This window comes from Sinisalibacter lacisalsi, assembly GCF_014640115.1.
Lineage (GTDB): Bacteria > Pseudomonadota > Alphaproteobacteria > Rhodobacterales > Rhodobacteraceae > Sinisalibacter > Sinisalibacter lacisalsi.
In genome coordinates this window covers 208,205-229,076 of record NZ_BMGI01000003.1, presented here as the reverse complement: position 1 = coordinate 229,076, position 20,872 = coordinate 208,205, and the positions used below count along the sequence as shown (strand labels likewise).

Sequence of the window (20,872 nt, the reverse complement as noted above, 5' to 3'; positions counted from 1 at the left end):
CTCCGCGGTTGGTTCGCCAGAGCCTAGCGTGAGGCGAACGCGGCGCAAGGCCTGCGCGCCGGATTAGTGCCGCTGCGCCGCGATGAATCCGGCCCGGCTACACCACGCTCCCCCATTGCGCCCCGCCGGCCCTTCGCCTAAATCCCGCGCATGACCATTCGCCCGATCGTAATCCACCCCGACCCGCGCCTGAAAAAGGTGGCCGACGCCGTGCCCGACCTGTCCGACGCGCTGCGCCAGCTTGCCGACGACATGCTTGAAACGATGTACGACGCCCCCGGCGTCGGACTTGCCGCGCCGCAGGTCGGCGTGCTGCAGCGGCTGATCGTGGCCGACCCGGTCAAGGACCCCGAGCAGACGCCGCAGCCCATCGTGATGTTCAACCCCGAGATCCTGCTCTCCTCGGACGAAACCTCCGTCTACGAGGAAGGCTGCCTCTCGATCCCCGAGCAATACGCCGAGGTCACCCGCCCCGCCGAGGTGCGCGTGCGCTGGATCGACCTTCACGGCAACGAACAGGAACGCGATTTCGGCGGGTTCTGGGCCACCGTGCTCCAGCACGAGATCGACCATCTGAACGGCAAGCTCTTCATCGACTACCTCAGCCCGATGCGGCGCCAGATGATGACCCGCAAGAGCCAGAAGATCAAACGCGAGCGGGCGCGCGACTGATGCCGCCGGGCTTGATCCCGCCGGCGGCGCACCGCCCCCTGCTCACCTGGCCCGACAAACGGCTGCGCACCCCGGCCGCCCCAGTCGATGAAATCACCGACGAAACCCGCGCGATCTTGACCGAAATGATCGCCGCGATGGAGGCCATGCCCGGCGTCGGCCTGGCCGCGGTTCAGCTCGGCATCATGCAGCGCCTCGCGGTGGTTGACGCCTCCGAGGATCGCGGCCAGGCGGTGCGCATGGCCAACCCGGAGGTGCTCCACGCCTCCGTCCAGTTGCGCGAGCACGACGAGGCCAGCCCCAACCTGCCCGGCGTCTGGGCCACGATCTCGCGCCCGCGCGCGGTGACGGTGCGGTTCCTGAACGCGCAGGGCGAGTGGGAAGAACGCGATTTCGTCGGGCTCTGGGCCACCAGCGTGCAGCACCAGATCGACCACCTGAACGGCAAGATGTATTTCGATCACCTCTCCAGGCTCAAACGCGGGCGGTTGATCGCCAAGGCCAGGAAGCTCGCGAGATGAAGATCGTTTTCATGGGAACCCCCGATTTTTCCGTGCCCGTGCTCGACGCGCTGGTGGAGGCCGGGCACGAGATCGTCGCGGTCTATTGCCAGCCGCCCCGCCCCGCCGGGCGCGGCAAGAGGGAACGCCCCACTCCGGTGCACATCCGCGCGTTGGACCTCGGGCTCGAGGTGCGCCACCCCAGATCGCTGCGCGACCCCGAGGCCCAGGCCGCGTTCGCCGCCCTTGGCGCCGAGATCGGCGTGGTCGTGGCCTACGGGCTGATCCTGCCGCAGCCGATCCTCGACGCGCCCGCGCGCGGCTGCCTCAACATCCACGCCTCGCTGCTGCCACGCTGGCGCGGCGCCGCCCCGATCCACCGCGCGGTCATGGCGGGAGACGAAGAAACCGGCGTTTGCATCATGCAGATGGATGCGGGCCTCGATACCGGGCCGGTGCTGCTCCGCCGCGCCACGCTGATCGGCAAGGAAGAAACCACCGGCGATCTGCACGACCGCCTCTCCCGGCTCGGCGCCGCCGCCATCGTCGAGGCGCTCGACCGGATCGACAGCCTCACCCCCGAGCCGCAGCCCGACGAGGGCGTGACCTACGCCGAGAAGATCGACAAGGCCGAGGCCCGGGTGGATTGGTCGCGGCCCGCCACGGAGGTCGCCCGCCATATTCGCGGCCTCTCCCCCTTCCCCGGCGCCTGGTGCGAGATCGCCGGCGAACGGGTCAAACTGCTCGGCGCGCGCGCCTCGAACGGAGCCGGCCAACCGGGCGAGGTGATCGGCCCGCTTACCATCGCCTGCGGCATCGGCGCGGTGGAGATCACCCGCGCCCAGCGTCCGGGCAGACGACCGATGGAAGCAAACGAATTCCTGCTCGGCTTCGAAATGCCCGATCACGTCGGGTGATCGTGCAGAACCACGGAACCGATTTCATTTGGTGATTCGCCTGGCGCACCGGATTCGCCCCGGCAACCATCACCCCCTGCCGGCGCGCCTCCCGGCTGGAGGAAAGGCCTCTTTCCCACCCAACGAAGATCAACACCGCGAAGCATTAACCTTAACGCGCGTTAACCCTGGCTCCGGTCAAGGCGAGCAACGCCCCACACCGCAGAGCCAAACGCCACGGTCCTTCTTGGGTCGAAAAATACCTTCGGGGGGTGAGCCCGGCACGGGCGAGGGGGGCAGACAGCCCCCCTTCCCTCTCAACCTTTGTCGCGCAACAGCCGTTGCTTCTGCCGGTTCCAGTCGCGCTTGGCCTCGTCGGCGCGCTTGTCGTGCACCTTCTTGCCCTTGGCGATACCGATCTTCAGCTTCACCAGCCCCTTGTCGTTGAAGTAGAGCACCAGCGGCACCAGCGTCATCCCCTTGCGCTGGGTCGCGTTCCAGAGCCGCGCCAGTTCCTTGCGGGAAACCAGCAGCTTGCGGCGGCGGCGCTCTTCGTGGCCCCAGGTCTTGGCCTGTTCGTAGGGCGCGATATAGCCGTTCACCAGCCAGAGCTCGCCATTTTCAACGGCGGCGTAGCTCTCGGCAATATTGGCGCTGCCGCTGCGCAGGCTCTTCACCTCGGACCCCATCAGCATGATCCCGCATTCGAGGTCATCCTCGATCGCGTAATCGTGCCGCGCCCGCCGGTTCTCGGCGATCACCTTGTAGTTCGGGTTTGTGTCTTTCTTCGCCATGGGAGGCACATAGGCTCAGGCGGGCGGGATGTCGACCGTTTCGAGCCAGGGTTTGATGTCCACCACCGGCGTGCCATCGAGGCAGTCGATGGCGTCGATCCCGATCCGGCCGGCCTGCGGGTCGAGGCTGGTGATCCGCACCGTCGAAAGCGCCACCGGGTTGGGCCGGTTGGGGGAGCGCAGCGAGAAGGTGCCGCGCGGCGCATCGACGTGGCGGGGGTTCTGCAACAAAAGATCGCGCCGGGCGCGGTTCATCCAGTACATCAGGATGATCGGCTGGCCGACGGCAAGCCCGCTCAGCGCCGGGGCGAAGGCGGGCTTGAGCTCGATCCACGCGTCGCCGCCCGCCTCGCGCGCCCTGCCGATGTTCTTCGGGCAATCCTCGCGCCGTTTCCACGGCGACCGGACATGGCCGATGAAAACCACGCCCGCGTCCGGCGCGTCGGACGGATCGCGCTCCAGCGCGACCTCGCCCTCGCGGATATCCCAGGTTTCCGCCATGCTCAGTTCAGCAGTTCGGCGTGGCGCATCGCGGCGTCGATGACAGCCTTGGTGGTATCGGTCGCCTCGATCAGCGGCGAGCGCACCTCCGGCTCGCACAGCCCGAGCCGCGACATCGCGTATTTCACCCCCACCACGCCCGGTTCGAGGAAGATCGCGAGGTGCAGCGGCATCAGCTGGTCCGACAGCTCGAGCGCCCGGCCGTAATCGCCCGCGAGGGTGGCCTCCTGCAGGTCGGCGCAGAGTTTCGGCGCCACGTTGGCGGTGACCGAGATGCAGCCGCGCCCGCCCATCGCGTTGAAACCAACCGCCGTTGCATCTTCGCCCGAGATCTGGATGAAATCCTCGCCGCAGGTCATGCGCTGCTTGGCCACGCGGGCGAGATCGCCGGTCGCGTCCTTCACGCCCACGATATTTGGGTGCTTGGCGAGTTCGCCCATGGTGTCGGGCAGCATGTCCACCGCCGAGCGGCCGGGGATGTTGTAGATCACGATCGGCAGGCCCACTTCGGCCAGCTCGAGGTAATGCCGAACCATGCCGCGCTGCGTGGGCTTGTTGTAGTAGGGCGTGACCACGAGCGCGCCGTCGGCGCCGACGGCCTTCGCATGTTCCATGAACCGGATCGCCTCGACGGTGTTGTTCGAGCCCGCCCCCGCAATCACCGGGATCCGTCCGGCGACGGCATTCACCACCTCCTCGACGACGATCTCGTGCTCGCGATGGCTGAGCGTGGGGCTTTCGCCGGTGGTGCCAACCGGCACCAGCCCATGCGATCCCTGCCCGATGTGCCACTCGACGAGATGTTTGAGCGCGTCGACATCCAGCGCGCCGTTCTTGAACGGCGTGACCAGGGCAGGAATGCTTCCTTTGAACATGACACGCTCCTTATTCTTTTTGTGGCCCCGAGTCGGGGCGATACCGGCGCGGCGGAAACTAGCCGGGCGCCGAGGAAATGCCAAGAATGTGTGTTGCCGCGCCCGCACGCCACGCTAGGAATGCGACATGGTTCGAAAAATGAAATTCCTGCTCCGTCTCGTCCTTGCCCCCGCGCTGTTTGCGCTCGGCCTTTCCGCACCCGCCGCAGCCCAGGATGCCGCCGAGGTTGCGGCGCTCGAACGCGGGCTCGAACTGATGCGCTCGGGCGATTGGGATGGCGCCCTCGCCGCCGCCGGCCCGCCGGGCTCGGTCGCGCGCGACATCGTGCAGTGGAATCGCCTGCGCGCCTCGCGTGGCGAGTTTTCCGAAAGCCTCGATTTTCTGCGCCGAAACCCCGATTGGCCGGGGCTGGCGCTGCTGCGGGAACGCTCGGAAAAGACCATTCCGGAAGATGCGAGCGCCGCCGCCGTGCTCGACTTCTTCATCGCCCAGAAGCCCGAAACCGGCTTGGGCAGCCTGCGATTCGCGCAGGCGTTGTGGGATACCGGGGCAAAGCAGGAGGCGATGGCCGAGGCGATCCGGGGCTGGACTTCCTTCGGCTTGTCGCAGGAGGAAGAAGACCAGTTCATGGTCGATTGGCCGCAGACGCTGGCCAGCCATCACTGGGCCAGGATGGACATGCTGCTCTGGCGCGGCCTTACAGCCCAGGCCGAGCGGCAGATGGCGCGGGTCGACGCGGCGCAGCAGGCGCTTGCGCGTGCGCGGATTGCCCTTCGCAACGACGAGAACGGCGTCGACGCCCTCATCGCGGCCGTGCCGACCAACCTCGCCAGCGATCCGGGCCTTGCCTACGAGCGTTTCCTCTGGCGCGCCCGCAAGGGCCGCAACGCCGACGCCATCGAGCTTCTGCTCGAACGCTCCGACACGGCGGCATCGCTCGGCCGCCCCGAGGCATGGGCAAGCTGGCGAAGCGTGCTGGCCCGCTGGGCAATGCGCGAAGACGACGGGCGCACCGCCTACCGCATCGCGGCCAGCCACCAGATCGCCGACGACAGCGAGGACCGCAGCGAGCTGGAATGGCTCGCGGGTTACATCGCCTTGCGCAAGCTCGGCGACGCCGAAACGGCGCTGCGGCATTTTCGGGATTTCAAGGGCGGGGTGGAAAGCCCGATCAGCCTTGGCCGTGCCGGCTATTGGGAAGGCCGCGCGCTCGAGGCGCTCGGCCGTGCCGAGGAGGCCCGCGCCGCTTACACCCGCGCCGGGCAGCACCAAAGCGCCTTCTACGGCATCCTCGCGGCCGAAAAGGCGGGTATCGCGATGGATGCGGCCCTGACCGGGGCCGAGACCTTTCCCGGCTATCAGCAAGCCGCGTTCTGGAACACCACGGTGATGCAGGCGGCGCGGCTGTTGCTCGCGGCGGAGGAACGCTACCTCGCCGAGCGCATGGTGATCCAGCTTTCCGAAGGGCTCGACCGCACCGGCCTTGGCCAACTTATGCAATGGGCCGAGGACGCGAACGCCCCCTACCTGCAACTCAAGCTCGCCAAGTATGCCCTGCGCTTTCACGGCACCCTGCTCAACCGCCCCTACTTTCCCACGCCCGAGATCGGATCGGGAAACCGCACCGTGACCCGCGCGCTGGAGATGGCGATCGCCCGGCGCGAGAGCGAGTTCGATCCGGGCGCACGCTCCGGCGTCGGCGCATTGGGGTTGATGCAGCTCATGCCCGGCACGGCGCAAGACATGGCCCGCCGGCTCGATATCGACCACGCGCCAGCGCGGCTGACCTCCGAAATGGCCTATAACACCCGGCTCGGCTCGGAATACCTCGCCTACCTGATCGAGCAGTTCGGACGAAACCCGGTGCTGATCGCGGTGGCCTACAATGCCGGACCGGGGCGGGCGCGGTCGTGGAGCGAGCGCATGGGCAATCCGGGCGATCCCGCCATCGACGTGATCGACTGGATCGAGCACATCCCCTTCACCGAAACCCGCAACTACGTGATGCGGGTGACCGAGAGCCTGCCCAACTACCGCGCCCGGCTCACCGGCCAGACCGAGGCGATCGCCTTCACTCAGGAACTCAAGCGTCGCTGAGACATCCGCTCGCGGTAGATCGTGAACAGCCCCGCGCCCACCACGATCGCCGCGCCGATCGCCACGTTCGAGGCGATGCGCTCGTCGAACACGACGATGGCCAGCGCCGAGGCGAAGACCAGCTGGAAATAGGCGAAGGGCTGCACCGCCGACGCCTCGGACACCTCGTAGCACTTGATCAGCAGCCAGTGCCCGAGCGCGCCAGTGATGCAGAGCAGCGCCATCCAGCCCCAGTCTGGCCCGGTCATCGGCTCCCAGAACCAGACCCCGGCCAGCGTGATCGCCACCGCGCCCACCGTGCCGGTCCAGAAAAACGAGGTGGCGGTGCTGTCGCGCCGCGCGGCGTAGCGGGTGAGCAATCCGTATAGCGCGAAGAGCAGCGCCGAGGTCAGCGGGATCAGGGCGGCGGGCGAGAATACCGCCACGCCCGGCTGCAGGATGATGAGGATGCCGACGAAACCCACCGCAATCGCCACCCAGCGCCATGGCCCCACCCGTTCGCCAAGGATCGGGCCGGACAGCGCCGCGATGATCAGCGGGTAGGAGGCGAAGATCGCGTGGCTCTCGATCAGCCCGAGCACCACGAAGGCCGCGATCATCACGCAGATCTCCAGGATCAGAACCAGCCCGCGGACAACCTGCAAGACCGGCTGACTGGTATAGGCCGCCGCGCGCCACCCCCCGGCCTTGCGCGTCGCCACGGCGATCACGAAGGCGGCGAAAAACCAGTAGCGGATCATCACCACCATCAGCACGTTGTATTCCCCCGCCAGGTGGCGCGAGATGCCATCCTGCATGGCGAATACGAATGTCGCCGCAAGCATCAGCAGAATGCCAAGGCGCGCGTCGGCCCGGGTCATCGCCGCCCCTCCAGTCTGGCCACCGTCATGTGGCGCTTGCGACCGAACCCGGGGCGTCGTTCCACGGTGAACCCCGCCGCCTCCAGCCCGCGGCGCACGAAGCCGGCGGCGGTATAGGTTGCGGCCGTGCCGCCCGGCGCGGTGTGGCGCGCCACGTCGGCCAGCAGGCGATCGCCCCAGAGCTCGGGGTTCTTCGCCGGGCTGAACCCGTCGAGAAACCACGCATCCGCCCGGCCCTGCCAAAGCGGCAATGTCTCGCGCGCATCGCCCTCGATCACCTCGACGCGGAATCCCCCAAGGTCGGCGCGCCTGTCTCCCCGGCTCCAGACGCCGAGGAACTCCCCCGCCACGGCCTCCGCCTCGGGAAAGGCCGCGAGCGCGCGCGCCATGTCGGCGGCCGCCATCGGGTAGGCCTCGAAACTGGTGAACCGCACCGGCCCCGGCGCCCCCGCCGCGTGAAAGGCGATCAGCGTGGCCAGCATGTTGAGCCCGGTGCCGAAGCCCAGTTCCGCCACCTGAAAGCCGGGGCGGAACCGCGCCGGCAGATCGTTGCCGGCAAGGAAGGTTTGGCGGGTTTCGGCCAGCCCGTCTTCGAGGCTGAAATAGGGGTCATCGAACCGGGTCGAGACGGGGGTGCCCCGCTCGTTCCATGCCACCGCGCTGCGCTGGTCCTCGGCCATGACTTCCCCTAGAAAACACCGGCGCGACAATGCGCAAGGCCGGAGGGCTTGGCAATGGTGGACGTGACGGTGCGTGGCGCAGGGGCCTTCGGGCTCGCGGTGGCCTACGCTTGCGCGGAAAGGGGCGCGCGGGTGCGGGTGGTGGACCCGAACGGGGCCGGGGCGGGATCGTCGGGCGGGCTTGTCGGCGCGCTTGCGCCCCACGTGCCGGAACACTGGAACGACAAGAAGGCGTTCCAGTTCGAGGCGCTGGCCATGGGCGATGACTTCTGGAGCGCGGTCGCGCGCACCGGCGGGCGCGATCCCGGCTATGCCCGCTCGGGACGTCTGCAACCCGTCGCCGATGCTCAGGCTCTGGCGCTTGCCGAGGCTCGGGCTGAAACCGCCCGGGAGCTTTGGCAGGGCCGCTTTCGCTGGGAGATCGTCGAGGCGCGGGCCGAATGGGGACCGGTCAGCCCTACGGGCCTGGCGATCCACGACACACTCACCGCCCGCATGGCCCCCCGCCGCGCCGTGGCGGCACTCGCCGCCGCCATAACGGCCCTTGGCGGCGAGATCGTGACCGAAGCGGAAGACGAGGGCCGCGTGGTCTGGGCCACCGGCGCGGCGGGGCTCACCGAGCTTTCGGCGCATTTCGGCAAGACCGTGGGCGTGCCGGTCAAAGGCCAGTCGGCGAACCTTGGGTTCGACGCGCGGGCGCTTCCGCAGGTCTTTGCCGACGGCGTGCATATCGTGCCCCACGGCGACGGCACCGTGGCCATCGGATCGACCACCGAACGCGAGTTCACCAGCCCCGACAAATGCGATGCGCAGATCGACGCGGTGATCGCAAGGGCCCGCGCCGCCGTTCCGGCGCTCGCGGATGCGCCGGTGATCGAACGCTGGGCCGGGCTGCGCCCCCGGGCCAGAACCCGCGCGCCGATGCTCGGGGCCTGGCCGGGGCGGGCGGGGCATTTCATCGCCAACGGCGGCTTCAAGATCGGATTCGGCATCGCGCCCATGGTGGGGCAGGTCATGGCCGCCCTCGTACTCGACGGCGACGACCGGATCCCCGGCGCGTTCAAGGTCGAGGCAAGTCTCTAGCCCTACTCCGGCACTTCGCGCAGAAAGTCGCGGATCGCCGACAACACCTGCTTGGGGTGGGTATGCGGCAGGGCATGCCCCGCGCCGTCGATCACCTCTTGCCGCGCCTGCCGGTTCCACGCCGCGAAGGCGCCCAGCGATGCCACCGGGATCACCGCATCCTTCTCGCCCCAGATCGCGAGCGTGGGAATATACATCGCCCCGATCTCCCGGTGCACCGCCTTGAGCGAGCGATCCAGCGCATGGCGCTCGGAGGAAAGGATCGCGGCAAGATAGCCCCGGCGCCGGATCTCGCGGCGGATGCGCCGGGGCAGATCGTCGATCACCGAGGGGTTCGCGGCATCGGCCCTTGCCGCGCGCTTCAGCTGCCAGCCGCCGAGCAGGCCCCAGAGCCAGGAACCGAGCCGCCCACCGTCGCGCGCCATGGTGCGCAGGCGGCCGGGCGTGTAGCTCACCCCGGCGGGCGCGAGCAGGATCAGCCGGTCGACCCGGTCCGGCTCATCGGCGGCGAAGGTGGCGGCGATGGCGCCCCCCATCGAATAGCCCATCAGCGTCACCGGCACCTGCACCCCGAGCGCATCGAGCAATTCGCCGAGTTGGCGGGCATGGAATTCCAGCGTCTGGCTGTCGCGCGGTCGGTCGGAAAAGCCGCGGCCGTAAAGATCGTAGCTGAGCACGCGATAGCGCATCGCCAGCAGCCCGCGGATCAGACCGGCGAACACCCACGACGGCGAACTCACCCCATGCACCAGAACGAGCACCCGCGTCGAGCGCGGCCCGTGCCACTGATAATGCGTGTTGCCCGCCGAAAGCTGGGCGAAGGCGCCGGGCGCATCGCCGCGCGCGCGCTCGTTCATCGGCCGGCGCAGCAGCTCCATGCCCCAGGGCAGCGCAACCACGAGGATGGCGAGCAGGGTGACAACGGCAAGAGTTGTGGCAAGAGGCGGCATGGTTGCGCGGTCCAGCAGGGTTCAGGAGCGCCGCAACACTAACCCGCCGGCGTTCCGGCGCAACCCGCCATGCCGTGTTCCGAGGCGCGACAATCCGTTTCCAGGTGCCGTGGTCAGCGGTTGCGCCACTTGTCGAGAATGTAGCGGCTCGTCATCAGATCGAGATGCGCGCCGCCGCCGTTCTTGAACAGGGTGATATCGTCTTCGGCACGCCGGAAGGCCCCCGCCTCGATATCGTAGAAATCGCCCAGAACGTCTTCGCGCGTCACCACGCCTTCTTCCAGCGGGATTTTCAACTCGCCGATGTGGTCGAGCACGGTGGCCCGGCTATCCATGAAGATGCGCGCGCGGCGCAAAGCCTCGTCGTCGGCCTCGCGCATGTCGGGCCGGTAGGCGCCGATCAGGTCGAGGTGCTGACCGGGCTGGAGCCAATCCCCCTCGATCAGCGGCTCGCGGGTCATCGTGGCGCAGGTGATGATATCGGACGCCATCACCGCGCTTTCCAGATCGGTCGCGACGACCGTATCGGGAAAATGCGTGGCCATATCCTCGGCGCCGGCAGGCGAGCGGTTCCAGACCTGGAACCGGGCATCGGGAAAGGCCGCGCCATAGGCCTGCCTGAGCGCACGCGCGACGGTGCCGGCCCCGACGATCAGGATGCATTCGCTTTCCGGGCGGGCAAGCAACAGCGCCCCGAGGAGCGAGTCGGCGGCCGTTTTCCACTTGGTGACGAGGTGGAAATCAACAATCGCCTCCAGGGTGCCGTGGTCATTGCTGTAAAGGTTCACCGCGCCGTTCACCATCGGCACGTTGTCGGCGGGGTTCTCGGGAAAGATCGTGGCCGATTTCACCGCGATCCCCATCCCGTCGATCCACGCCGCGCGCGAAAGCAGGGTGTCGGGCTCGCGGTAGAGGAAGGTATCGGCAACCTCCGCCCTCGGCATCAGGTGCCCGGCCTTGAAGGCTTCCGTCAACTCGACCCAATCCAGAAGCGCCTCGGCTTCGAAGGGAATCATCTCGATACTCACGCGGCGTCCTCCCGGCCTGTCGCTCCGCATTGCTCAGGCAACCCTAGCGCCGGTGCACCGGAATGGAAATGCCATTCACCCGGTCGGCAAGGCGCGCCGGCCGCCTGGGCCGGGCTCACGCGTTCCCGTGGCCGGCACCGGAATGGCGCCGGTTGCCAAGCCGAGCGAATTCCGCTTCAACGGCGCTGGAACAACGGGAGCATCGGCGTGGCAACAACCTGGATCACCATCTGCGATACCTGCAAACGCGAAGACTGGGCCGCGCGCGGGCTGGACAAGACCGATGGCGAGCGCCTTGCCGAACTTGTCGAGGCCGCCGCCGAGGGCAAGGCCGTCCGGGTCCGGCGCACCTCCTGCCTGATGGGCTGCGATCACTCCTGCAACATCGCCATCCAGGCAGCGGGAAAGCTCGCCTATACCCTCGGGCGGTTCGAACCCAGCGATGAGGCGGCGCAAGGCATCGTCGCCTACGCCGAGGGCCACGCGGAGAGCGCGACCGGGCAGGTGCCCTACCGCGAGTGGCCGCAGGCGGTGAAGGGCCATTTCATCACCCGCCACCAGCCGCTTCCGGAAGACGACGCATGACGCCCCCCGGCGGAGCGCGTGACCACGGCGGCGGGCTCGATGCCGCCATCGCGCTTCATGGTGGCGCGCGGGAGGCGTGGATCGACCTTTCAACCGGGATCAACCCGCGCCCCTACCCGGTGCCGGAGATCCCGCCCGAAGCCTTCACCGCGCTGCCCGACCACGCGGCCGCCGAGCGGCTGGAAGCCGCCGCGCGCGCCTTCTGGATGGTGCCGGATGGCGCCGCCGTGCTCGCCGCGCCGGGCGCTTCGTCGCTGATCGCCAACATTCCCCGGCTCGCCCCGCCGGGGCGCGCGCGCATCGTCGAGCGCACCTACAACGAACACGAGGCGGCGTTTCGCGCGGGCAGCTGGGACATCACCCGCACCGAGCCCGAGGGCGGCCCGCCCGCCGAGGCGCGCGTGGTGGTGCATCCCAACAACCCCACGGGCCACATGTGGTCGGGCGAAGACGAACCCGACACCCGCGCCCTCACCGTGATCGACGAAAGCTTCTGCGACGTGATCCTCGGCAATACCCGCGTGCGCGACTGGAGCCTGAAACCCGGCGTCGTCATCCTCAAATCTCTCGGCAAGTTCTGGGGCCTCGCCGGGGTGCGGCTGGGCTTCGCCATCGGCGACCCGGCGATGGTTGCCCGGCTTGGCGAAATGCTGGGGCCGTGGCCCGTCTCGGGCGTGGCGCAGCACATCGGGCGGGTGGCGCTGGAAGACATGGACTGGGCCAACCGTGCCCGCCAGATCCTGAACGTGGAGGTCGCCCGGATGGACGCGCTCGTGCAGGCGCGGGGCGCCGAGGTGATCGGCGGCACCGCGCTGTTCCGGCTCTACGAGGTCGACGACGCGGCCCGTTGGCAGGACCGGCTCGCACGCGGCAAGGTCTGGTCGCGCACCTTCCCTTACGCCCCCACCTGGCTGCGCCTCGGACTTCCGCCGCAGGGCCGCTGGGACCAGCTCGAGGCGGCGTTGGCATGAGCCTCGCGGTGATCCTTGCCCTCGCCATGGCGATCGACGCGCTGATCGGCGAGCCCGAGCCTCTGTGGTCGCGGCTGCCGCACCCGGCGGTGCTGATGGGCAAGGCGGTGGGCTGGGCCGACCGCAAGATGAACCACGGCAAGGGTCGTCTGGTCAGCGGCACTCTGGTGCTGGCAGGGCTCGTCGCGCTGGCGTGGATCGCGGGCGAGCTGATCGCGCGGCTCGGCTGGATCGCCGAGGCGATCGCGGCGGCGATCCTGCTCGCCCAGCGTTCGCTCGTCGACCACGTGCGCGCGGTGGCCGATGCGCTGCACCTTTCGCTCGAAGACGGCCGCGCCGCCGTGGCGCGCATCGTCGGGCGTGACACCGGCGAGATGACCGGCCCGGAAGTGGCGCGCGCGGCGATCGAGTCCGCCGCCGAAAACCTCTCCGATGGCGTGATCGCCCCGGCCTTCTGGTTCCTCCTTCTCGGCCTGCCGGGGCTCGCCGCCTACAAGATGGTCAACACCGCCGACAGCATGATCGGCTACCGCACTCCCCAGCACGAACAATTCGGCAAGGCGGCGGCAAGGCTCGACGACGCGCTGAACTGGTTGCCCGCCCGGATCACCGCGCTCTTGGTCTTTCTCACCCGCCACCGCCCAGGCGGCTGGGCCATCGTCCGGCGCGACGCGGGCAAACACCGCTCGCCCAATGCCGGCTGGCCCGAAGCGGCGATGGCCGTGGGCCTCGGCGTGGCGCTCTCCGGCTCGCGCCGCTACCACGGCGAGCCGGTGGATTACCCCTTTGTGAACGAAGCCGGCGCGCGGGATATCGGCCCGGCCGAGATCGACGCGGCGGTCGTCTCGCTATGGCGGGCCTGGGGCACCGCCCTCGGGCTTGTGATCCTGATCATCGTTGTTTCGTGACAACGACCTGTTAGTCTCATCCCCGGACCAGTCACAGGGGACGCCATGCGCAAGTTTCTTTCCGCCATTGTCTTGAGCCTTTCCACCACCGGCGCCCTCGCCTCGGGCGCGGGCGAGATCCCGCCCCCGATCATCCAGTGCGGTGGATCGTTTTCCTCCTTTGTCGACCGGATGAAAGACCTCGCCGTCAGCCGCGGCACCGACCGCACCACCGTCGACCGCTTCTTCGCCTCCGTGCGCCAGGATCAGCGCACCTTGGGTGCCGACCGGGCACAGGGCATCTTCAACGCGGGCTTCGTCGACTTCTCGCGCAAACTGATCTCGCAGAACCGGATCGACAACGGCCGCGCACGGCTCAACCAGTATAAATCCATCTTCGACAGCATCGAGCGACAGTTCGGCGTGAGCCGGGGTGTTCTGGTGGCCTTCTGGGCCTTCGAGACCGATTTCGGCGCCTTTCAGGGCGATTACAACACGCTCAACTCGCTGATGACCCTGAGCCATGATTGCCGCCGCCCGGGGCTGTTCCAGCCGCAGGTTCTGGCCGCGCTCGAACTCTACAAGAACGACGATTTCTCGCCCACCAATACCACCGGGGCCTGGGCCGGCGAGATCGGCATGGTGCAGATGCTGCCCCGCGACATTCTCGAAAGCGGTGTCGACGGCGACGGCGATGGCCATGTCACGCTCAAGACCTCGGCGCCCGATGCGCTGATGTCGGGCGCCAACATGCTGCGCAAGCTCGGCTGGCGCGCGGGTGAGCCTTGGCTTCAGGAGGTGGTGCTGCCGCAGGGGTTCGACTTCATGAAATCCGGCACCCACACCAAGCTGCCGGTGAGCCAATGGGCCGCGATGGGCGTTCAACCGCGCAACGGCGCCTTCGCCTCGGGCGGGCTTCAGGCCTCGATCTTTGTGCCGCAGGGCCACGGCGGCCCGGCCTTCATCGCCTACCCGAATTTCGACGTGTTCTTCGAATGGAACCAGAGCTTCACCTACGTGCTCACCGCCGCCTATTTCGCCACCCGGCTGGAGGGCGCGCCGGTTTACAACGCCGGCAATCCCGGGGCGGTGCTGTCGGGCAACCAGATGAAGGCGCTCCAGCAGAAGCTGCAGGCGCGCGGGCACGACGTGGGCGCGATTGATGGCATCCTCGGCTCGGGCACCCGGGCCGCGGTCCAGAAGGAACAGGCCCGTCTCGGGCTGGTGCCCGACGCCTGGCCCACGGCGGATCTGCTCAACCGGCTCTGAAGGGCGGCGCCGTTTTCGGAAGGCGGCGGCGACTTTGCCGCGCTGCCCGCGCCTTACCCCCGATCCGGGGTGCCCGGCCGGAAAACACGCGACGAAGAGCGAAAATTCCCTTAGGACTCGGGGAGCACCGACGATTGCGAGGCAGGTTTGGACGGCGAAGTAGCACAACTGGCGGCGCTGGTCATTTCGGCCAATCACCGCCTCAAGCACCCCGGCGACCCGATGCAGTGGTTCGCCACGCAGCGGGCCTTCGCGCGCTGTGGCTCGATCAGTTTCGAGCTCGCCGCCAAGCGCCGGCAAAAAAAGCCGGCGCTCCTGCCGATGGCCGAAACCCCGCCGGCCTGGCTTGACCAGCTTGCCCGCTCCGGCACCGCGCGGGTGCTGCTCGGGTTCGAACGGCAGGACGAGGAAGTGATCCCGGGCGAAACCATCCCCGACCGGATCGCCGCGGGCTTCGCCGGCGGCGGCAGCCTCTGGACCATGACCACTGAAACCGACGACGGCCGCGCACTCGGTTGGCGGGCGGCATGGAAGGCGGCCTACCCTTCGGCGCGTGACGGGCGGATCTGGGCGGTGCGCTACACCGCAACCGCCGCGACACCGCAGCCACAAGGCCGCGATCTGGAATCAGCCGCGACCGAACTGCGCCACGCGCTCGCCGAGATGAGCGAATTCGCATGGTCGCATGACGTCAAGGAGGCCAACCTGCGGTTCACCTCCGCCCTCGCCCTGCTCGAAGGCGCGCCCGACCCAATGCCGATCGCGCACCCCGCCGGCCCTGCCGACACCCTCTCCGACGACGCGGTCTGCCTGCTCAACGCCGCCCAGCGCGGCTGGATGTTCGACAACATGGAGCTTTGGGGCCACCTCCGGCTGGACGAACCCACCTGGCGCGATCACGCCCGCCGCTCGGAAGCGCTCTACGATGCGGTGACGGCGGCCGTCGTCGCGGCGGTCAATTCCTCGGTGCCGCCGCGTTGATCATCCACCCGAACCCGTGGCCGCGATCCGTCCGGTTCAGCCGGGCACCCAGCCGACGTGTTCCTCGAAGATGCCGATCACGTCGGTGAGTTGACCGTAAAACACGTCGAAGTCGGCCGGCGTCATCCCCTGGGCCCCGGTGAACACTTCCATCAGGACGGCAACGTCCTCGTCCTTGTCGAGCACGAATTTCACGAAGTGAAGTTCCATGTTCAGCGTGTTCAGGGTTTCCAGCGGAACCTCGCCGCCCGTTCCGTAGCTGCGGTAGAACTGCAGGTGCGAGCAATCGGCGTTGTCGCTGCAACCATAGAACCAGATCAGGAACCCCACCCCGTCGTCAGTCTGCAGCTGGATCAGCGGATCGCCAAGCTGATCGGCGGTGAGCGTGGCCTCTATCCCTTTTTCGACGAAGAAATCGCTGACGCTTTGCGGATCGGCGGCACTGACTCGCCCTTCCGCCATGGCAGCGCCGCTGGCCATTGCCATCACGACAACGGCGCCGCGCAAAATATTGTTGATCATCATTCCCCCCCTTCTCGTTGTTAGGGAAGTCTACGCGCGCCGGCGGTGCCAGGCCCTGATCTCAATCAACCGGCAGGCCGCGCGTCACGCCACCAGCGCCTCGGCCTTCTTGAGATCGACGCTCACCAGCTGGCTCACGCCCTGCTCGCCCATGGTCACGCCAAAGAGCCTGTCCATCCGCGCCATCGTCACCGCGTGGTGGGTGATGATCAGAAAGCGCGTGTCGGTGCGCCGGGTCATCTCGTCGAGCAGATCGCAGAACCGGGTGACGTTGGCATCGTCGAGCGGGGCGTCGACCTCGTCGAGCACGCAGATCGGCGCCGGGTTGGCGAGGAACACGGCAAAGATCAGCGCCAGCGCCGTCAAGGTCTGCTCGCCACCCGAAAGCAGGCTGAGCGTCGAGAGCTTCTTGCCCGGCGGCTGGCACATGATCTCCAGCCCGGCTTCCAGCGGGTCATCGCTCTCCACCAGCACGAGGTTGGCCTCGCCACCGCCGAACAGGTGGGTGAACAACAGGCCGAAATTGGCGTTGACCTGTTCGAAGGCGGTGAGCAGCCGCTCGCGGCCCTCGCGGTTGAGCGAAGCGATCCCGGCGCGCAGCTTCTTGATCGCCTCTTCGAGATCGGCCTTCTCGTGCACGAGGCTGTCGTGCTCCTGCTGCACCTCCAGCGCGTCTTCCTCGGCCCGCAGGTTGACCGCGCCAAGCGCGTCGCGCTGGCGCTTGAGGCGGTTCACATCATGCTCGATCTGGTCCGACGAGGGCATCCTGTCGGGGTCTTCGCCGAGGGCTTCCAGAAGGCCCTCGGGCGAGGTTTCCTGATCTTCCTCGATCCGCTCGGCCGCATAGGCCACGGTTTCGCGCGCGGCATCGGCGCGGGCCTCGGCGCGGGCGCGGGCCTCGCGGGCCTCGCCGGCGCGGCGCTCGGCATCACGTTCATCGCCCATCGCCGTGCGCAGGGCGGCCTCGGCGCCGGTCAGCGCGTCGAGCGCCTTGGCCCGTCGCGCCTCGGCGCCGGCGATCTCGCGCGCCAGTTCCTCGCGCTTGGCGGCCAGTTCGGCGGGCGCCGCGGTGGCTTCTTTCAACTCCGCTTCCGACGCGGTCTTGCGCTCGGCCAGTTCCGCGATGCGCTTGCCCGCGGTTTCCAGGCGGTGCCGCCAGCCGGAGATCTCCTTCGTCACCTCCTGCGCCCGCTTCACCCGCGCCTCGCCCTCGCGGCGGATCTCGTCATGGGCCGAGCGCTTGGCGAGCATCGTCATCCGCGCCGCCTCGACCGTCAGCTTCACGTCCTCGACCTCGGCGCGCGCCGCGCCGAGGTCGCCGAGATCCGCCACCGCCGCCTCGGCCTCCTTGAGCCGGGTCCGCGCACCCAGTGCGTCTTCTTCGTGGCGGGTAACGGCGAGGCCGAGGTTTTCCAGCTTGCCGGCCGCAAGGTTGCGATCGGCCTCGGCGCGGCTGAGCGCGCGGGCCCCCTCGGCCACCGCGCGGTCGGCCTCGCGCCGCGCTTCGCGGGCGGCGCGGTCGGCCTCGGTGGCGCGAGCGAGTTCCTCGCGCAGCGCCTCGTGGGCACGCATCGCGCCATCGGCCCGCGCCGTGGCGCGCTCCAGTTCCTGCTTGAGCCCTTCGAGGCGATTGAGCTGTTCGAGCCTGAGCGCGGCGGTCGACGGCGCATCTTCCGCCCCGGCGCGAAAGCCATCCCAGCGCCACAGATCGCCCTCGCGCGAAACCAGCCGCTGCCCGGGCTTGAGCGCCGCCTGAAGCCGCGCCCCGTCTTCGGGCGCGACCAGCCCCACCTGCGCCATGCGCCGCGCGAGCACCTCGGGCGCAGTGACATGATTGGTGAGCGCCGCGACGCCATCGGGCAGGGTTTGCGGCTGGCCATATCCCGGCAACAGCGCCCAGCCTGAGGCGGCATCGTCCGCCACCGCCGGCGCGCGCAGATCGTCGGCCAGCGCCGCGCCCAGCGCCTTCTCGAACCCCGGCTCGACGCGCAGCATGTCGATCACCTGCCCGCCCTCGCGGGTGTCGCGCTCGAGCAGTTTGGCCAACGCCATCACCTCGGCACGCAGCGCGTTCGCCTCGCCCTCGGCCTCCGACCGCTCGGCGCGAGCGTCGGCCTCGCCCGCCTGCGCCTGCCCGCGCGCCTCGTCCGCCGCCACCAGCGCGGCCTCGGCCGCTTCGGCCCGTTCCGCCGCCTCGGCCTGCGTGGCCTCTGCCGCGGCGAACTGCGCCCGCGCCGTCGCCAGCGCCGCGCCTGCTTCGTTCACCGCCGCGCGGGCGCGCTCGGCCTCGGCCTCGCTTTTTTCCAGCGTCTTGCGGTTGTCGTCGAGCAGGCGCTGCGCCGACTGGTGGCGCGCGGCGAGCCGGGCGACATCCTCGGTGAGCTGCGACAGCGCATCCTCGCGCTCGGCCAGCACGCGCTTGGCTTCGCGCGCCGCCTCCGATGCCGCTTCGAGCCGGGCTTCGTGCCCCTCGCCCGCCTTGGCAAGCTCGCGGGCTTCCCACTCCAGCCGTTCGATCGTTTCGCCCGCGTCACGGTTCAGCGCCTCTTCGCGCTCCATGTCGCGCTCAAGCTGGGCAATGCGGGCCTTGAGCGTGTCGATCCGGTCGCGCGCCTGCGCCTCCTGATCGGCGAGTTGGTCACGCCCCACCTGCAAACGCTGCAGTACCGCCGCCGCGATCGCCTCCTCTTCGCGCAGCGGCGGCAGACGATCCTCCGCCGTCTGCCGGGCCTTCGCCGCCGTGCGCGAAGCGGTCTCGGCCTCCGCCGCCTCCTTCGCACGCTCGGTCAGCGCCTGGTCGGCGGCAAGCCGCGCCTCGTCGGCCTCCTTCCAGCGCCGGTAAAGCAACAGGCCCTCGGCTTTGCGCAGTTCCGCCCCGATGGCGCGGTAACGCTGCGCTTGCTTTGCCTGCCGGGCGAGCTGGGCGAGCTGGGTGGCGAGCTGTTCGATCACGTCATCGACGCGGGCAAGGTTTGTCTCGGTGCCCTTGAGCTTCAGCTCGGCCTCGTGACGGCGCTGGTAGAGCCCCGAGATCCCCGCCGCTTCCTCGAGAATGCGCCGCCGGTTCTTGGGCTTGGCGTTGATCAACTCGCTGATCTGGCCCTGGCGCACCAGCGCGGGCGAATGCGCCCCCGTCGAGGCATCGGCGAACAGCATCTGCACGTCGCGCGCACGCACGTCCTTGGTGTTGACCTTGTAAGCCGAGCCCGCATCGCGGGTGATCCGCCGGACGATCTCGAGCCCGTCGGCATCGTTGAAGGCGGCAGGCGCGAGGCGCTCGGAATTGTCGATGGTCAGCGCCACTTCGGCAAAGTTGCGCGCAGGCCGGGTGGCGGCTCCGGCGAAGATCACGTCTTCCATCCCGCCGCCGCGCATGGCGCTGGCGCGGTTCTCGCCCATCACCCAGCGCATCGCTTCGAGCAGGTTCGACTTGCCGCAGCCATTCGGTCCGACAACGCCGGTCAGCCCGTCCGCGATCACGAGATCGGTCGGGTCGACGAAGCTCTTGAAGCCGTTGAGCCTGAGTTTGGAGAAGCGCAAGCCGCCCGTCCCTACATGATTCCTTTGACCCGCCAGTGTTTCGGCGCCACGCCGCAGAGTCAACGTGCGCGCCCCATCATGTGGGCTATGATCGAGAGTTATCCACAATATCTTGCTGAGCGCGCGCCGCGGGATTGTCGCGTTTGTCACGCTGCCGTCGCAATCACGCTTGACGCAAAGGCCCGGCGCGCGCCACAAGGGATGAGCATGGTTCCCGCAGGGCGCAAAGCGCCTTGGGAGAATAGGGAATGCGGAACGGGCGACCCAAGCAGGGGCCCGCAGCCGCAGCCGCCCCCGCGACTGTATGCGGTGAGCGCCCGCCAAAAGCCACTGGGGCCAACCCCGGGAAGGCGGCGGAAGCCACGACCCGCGAGCCAGGAGACCTGCCATGTGCACAGCAACCCACCCGTCGGGGAGACGGGCAAAGGAGTAAACGAACATGCATATCGAACCCGGCCTCATTGCGCCCGCAAAAATGGTGCTCGCCTTCGGAACCAGCGCGGCCGCCGGCCTCTACTCGGCCAAGCTCGCGCTTGAAACGGTCAGGAATTCCGGCCCTGCCTCGCTCGCCGCGCGCGGGCTCATCGCCACCGGCGCCGTTCTGGCCTTCTTCCAGCTTCTGCCGCACCCGCCCGTTGGCGTTTCCGAGGTGCACCTGATTCTCGGCTCGACCCTGTTCCTGACGCTGGGCGCCGCCCCCGCCGCGATCGGCCTTGTGCTCGGCTTGCTGCTTCAGGGGCTGTTCTTCGCGCCCTGGGATCTGCCGAATTACGCCGCCAACGTCACCACGCTGCTGGTGCCGCTCTTCGCGATGGCCGCCCTTGCGCGCCGCATCATCGCGCCGGGCACCGCCTATGTGGATCTGACCTATGCCCAGGTCGCCAGGCTCTCGGCCACCTTCCAGGGCGGGATCGTCGCCTGGGTGGCGTTCTGGGCCTTCTACGGCCAAGGCTTCGCGGCGTGGGAAAGCGTTGTCACCTTCGGCGCGGCCTACATGCTGGTGGTACTGATCGAGCCGCTGATCGACCTCGCCGTTCTCGCCGGGGCCAAGTCGGTGCGCGGGCTGGAGAAATCCGGCTTCGTCACCTCGCGCCTCTACGCCTGAACGCCGTTTCACGAGGTTATGCGCCGGGGCTCCAGCGAGCCCCGGCCGTTGCCGTTTTTGCCCCCCGGAGCATGA

At 68.7% G+C, this 20,872-nt stretch carries 20 protein-coding genes and 1 riboswitch; of the genes, 11 read left to right on the top strand and 9 right to left on the bottom strand.

Annotated elements, in window-relative coordinates; all coding sequences use genetic code 11:
- Positions 1 to 150 precede the first annotated feature (150 nt).
- The 3 genes from def (IEW01_RS10510) to fmt are packed head-to-tail and all read left to right on the top strand — an operon-like array spanning position 151 to position 2,089.
- The gene (gene def / locus IEW01_RS10510; RefSeq protein ID WP_188527587.1) at positions 151 to 672 is read left to right on the top strand and encodes a peptide deformylase; all 522 of its coding nucleotides are present in this window, start codon (positions 151 to 153) and stop codon (positions 670 to 672) included.
- Positions 672 to 1,193, top strand: coding sequence for a peptide deformylase (def, locus tag IEW01_RS10505; RefSeq protein ID WP_188527586.1), 522 nt, complete (start codon positions 672 to 674; stop codon positions 1,191 to 1,193). The genes def (IEW01_RS10510) and def (IEW01_RS10505) overlap by 1 nt, the downstream gene beginning before the upstream one ends.
- On the top strand, positions 1,190 to 2,089 hold the full coding sequence (fmt, locus tag IEW01_RS10500; protein WP_188527585.1) for a methionyl-tRNA formyltransferase: 900 nt from the start codon (positions 1,190 to 1,192) through the stop codon (positions 2,087 to 2,089). The genes def (IEW01_RS10505) and fmt overlap by 4 nt, the downstream gene beginning before the upstream one ends.
- A gap of 296 nt (positions 2,090 to 2,385) precedes the next feature.
- On the opposite strand, the gene smpB is transcribed toward fmt, so the two are convergent.
- The 3 genes from smpB to dapA are packed head-to-tail and all read right to left on the bottom strand — an operon-like array spanning position 2,386 to position 4,238.
- Complete coding sequence (gene smpB / locus IEW01_RS10495) at positions 2,386 to 2,862, bottom strand: SsrA-binding protein SmpB (RefSeq protein ID WP_188527584.1); 477 nt, start codon at positions 2,860 to 2,862, stop codon at positions 2,386 to 2,388.
- A 15-nt stretch (positions 2,863 to 2,877) separates the two neighbouring features.
- Positions 2,878 to 3,363 (bottom strand): tRNA (N6-threonylcarbamoyladenosine(37)-N6)-methyltransferase TrmO, encoded by a 486-nt coding sequence (gene tsaA, locus IEW01_RS10490; RefSeq protein WP_188527583.1) that lies wholly within the window; start codon positions 3,361 to 3,363, stop codon positions 2,878 to 2,880.
- Between the two features lie 2 nt (positions 3,364 to 3,365).
- On the bottom strand, positions 3,366 to 4,238 hold the full coding sequence (gene dapA / locus IEW01_RS10485) for a 4-hydroxy-tetrahydrodipicolinate synthase (protein ID WP_188527582.1): 873 nt from the start codon (positions 4,236 to 4,238) through the stop codon (positions 3,366 to 3,368).
- Between the two features lie 139 nt (positions 4,239 to 4,377).
- Here dapA and IEW01_RS10480 point away from each other — a divergent pair, with 139 nt between their 5' ends.
- Entirely contained in the window at positions 4,378 to 6,336 is a 1,959-nt protein-coding gene (locus IEW01_RS10480; RefSeq protein WP_229738200.1) for a lytic transglycosylase domain-containing protein, read from the top strand.
- On the opposite strand, the gene IEW01_RS10475 is transcribed toward IEW01_RS10480, so the two are convergent.
- The gene (locus IEW01_RS10475; protein WP_188527580.1) at positions 6,315 to 7,196 is read right to left on the bottom strand and encodes a DMT family transporter; all 882 of its coding nucleotides are present in this window, start codon (positions 7,194 to 7,196) and stop codon (positions 6,315 to 6,317) included. The two genes, IEW01_RS10480 and IEW01_RS10475, sit on opposite strands and share 22 nt — an antisense overlap.
- Positions 7,193 to 7,876 carry a tRNA (5-methylaminomethyl-2-thiouridine)(34)-methyltransferase MnmC2 gene (mnmC2, locus tag IEW01_RS10470; protein WP_188527579.1) on the bottom strand — a complete coding sequence of 228 codons (684 nt, stop codon included), beginning with the start codon at positions 7,874 to 7,876 and terminating at the stop codon, positions 7,193 to 7,195. Before mnmC2 ends, IEW01_RS10475 begins: the two co-directional genes overlap by 4 nt.
- A gap of 54 nt (positions 7,877 to 7,930) precedes the next feature.
- Between mnmC2 and IEW01_RS10465 the strand changes: the two genes are divergently transcribed.
- Positions 7,931 to 8,959, top strand: coding sequence for an NAD(P)/FAD-dependent oxidoreductase (locus tag IEW01_RS10465; protein WP_188527578.1), 1,029 nt, complete (start codon positions 7,931 to 7,933; stop codon positions 8,957 to 8,959).
- Between the two features lie 2 nt (positions 8,960 to 8,961).
- On the opposite strand, the gene IEW01_RS10460 is transcribed toward IEW01_RS10465, so the two are convergent.
- Positions 8,962 to 9,909 carry an alpha/beta fold hydrolase gene (locus IEW01_RS10460; RefSeq protein ID WP_188527577.1) on the bottom strand — a complete coding sequence of 316 codons (948 nt, stop codon included), beginning with the start codon at positions 9,907 to 9,909 and terminating at the stop codon, positions 8,962 to 8,964.
- Positions 9,910 to 10,022: 113 nt separating this feature from the next.
- Positions 10,023 to 10,937: an ornithine cyclodeaminase family protein gene (locus IEW01_RS10455; protein WP_229738199.1), complete on the bottom strand. Its 915-nt coding sequence runs from the start codon at positions 10,935 to 10,937 to the stop codon at positions 10,023 to 10,025.
- Positions 10,938 to 11,144: 207 nt separating this feature from the next.
- Between IEW01_RS10455 and IEW01_RS10450 the strand changes: the two genes are divergently transcribed.
- From IEW01_RS10450 to IEW01_RS10430, 5 genes are all read left to right on the top strand, one after another.
- Complete coding sequence (locus IEW01_RS10450; protein ID WP_188527575.1) at positions 11,145 to 11,522, top strand: DUF1636 family protein; 378 nt, start codon at positions 11,145 to 11,147, stop codon at positions 11,520 to 11,522.
- Positions 11,519 to 12,493 (top strand): threonine-phosphate decarboxylase, encoded by a 975-nt coding sequence (locus IEW01_RS10445; protein ID WP_188527574.1) that lies wholly within the window; start codon positions 11,519 to 11,521, stop codon positions 12,491 to 12,493. Before IEW01_RS10450 ends, IEW01_RS10445 begins: the two co-directional genes overlap by 4 nt.
- Complete coding sequence (cbiB, locus tag IEW01_RS10440) at positions 12,490 to 13,401, top strand: adenosylcobinamide-phosphate synthase CbiB (protein ID WP_188527573.1); 912 nt, start codon at positions 12,490 to 12,492, stop codon at positions 13,399 to 13,401. The genes IEW01_RS10445 and cbiB overlap by 4 nt, the downstream gene beginning before the upstream one ends.
- A gap of 45 nt (positions 13,402 to 13,446) precedes the next feature.
- Positions 13,447 to 14,649: a lytic murein transglycosylase gene (locus tag IEW01_RS10435; protein WP_188527572.1), complete on the top strand. Its 1,203-nt coding sequence runs from the start codon at positions 13,447 to 13,449 to the stop codon at positions 14,647 to 14,649.
- Positions 14,650 to 14,796: 147 nt separating this feature from the next.
- Positions 14,797 to 15,630: a hypothetical protein gene (locus IEW01_RS10430; protein ID WP_188527571.1), complete on the top strand. Its 834-nt coding sequence runs from the start codon at positions 14,797 to 14,799 to the stop codon at positions 15,628 to 15,630.
- A gap of 36 nt (positions 15,631 to 15,666) precedes the next feature.
- Here IEW01_RS10430 and IEW01_RS10425 read toward each other — a convergent pair whose 3' ends face one another.
- Complete coding sequence (locus IEW01_RS10425) at positions 15,667 to 16,152, bottom strand: YbjN domain-containing protein (protein WP_188527570.1); 486 nt, start codon at positions 16,150 to 16,152, stop codon at positions 15,667 to 15,669.
- Positions 16,153 to 16,236: 84 nt separating this feature from the next.
- A complete protein-coding gene (gene smc, locus IEW01_RS10420; RefSeq protein WP_188527569.1) occupies positions 16,237 to 19,692 on the bottom strand; it encodes a chromosome segregation protein SMC in 3,456 nt (1,151 codons plus the stop codon).
- A gap of 191 nt (positions 19,693 to 19,883) precedes the next feature.
- Positions 19,884 to 20,097: riboswitch (cobalamin riboswitch) on the top strand.
- 34 nt (positions 20,098 to 20,131) lie between these two features.
- On the opposite strand from smc, the gene IEW01_RS10415 reads away from it, so the two are divergent.
- Complete coding sequence (locus tag IEW01_RS10415; protein WP_188527568.1) at positions 20,132 to 20,797, top strand: energy-coupling factor ABC transporter permease; 666 nt, start codon at positions 20,132 to 20,134, stop codon at positions 20,795 to 20,797.
- Positions 20,798 to 20,872: the final 75 nt, after the last annotated feature.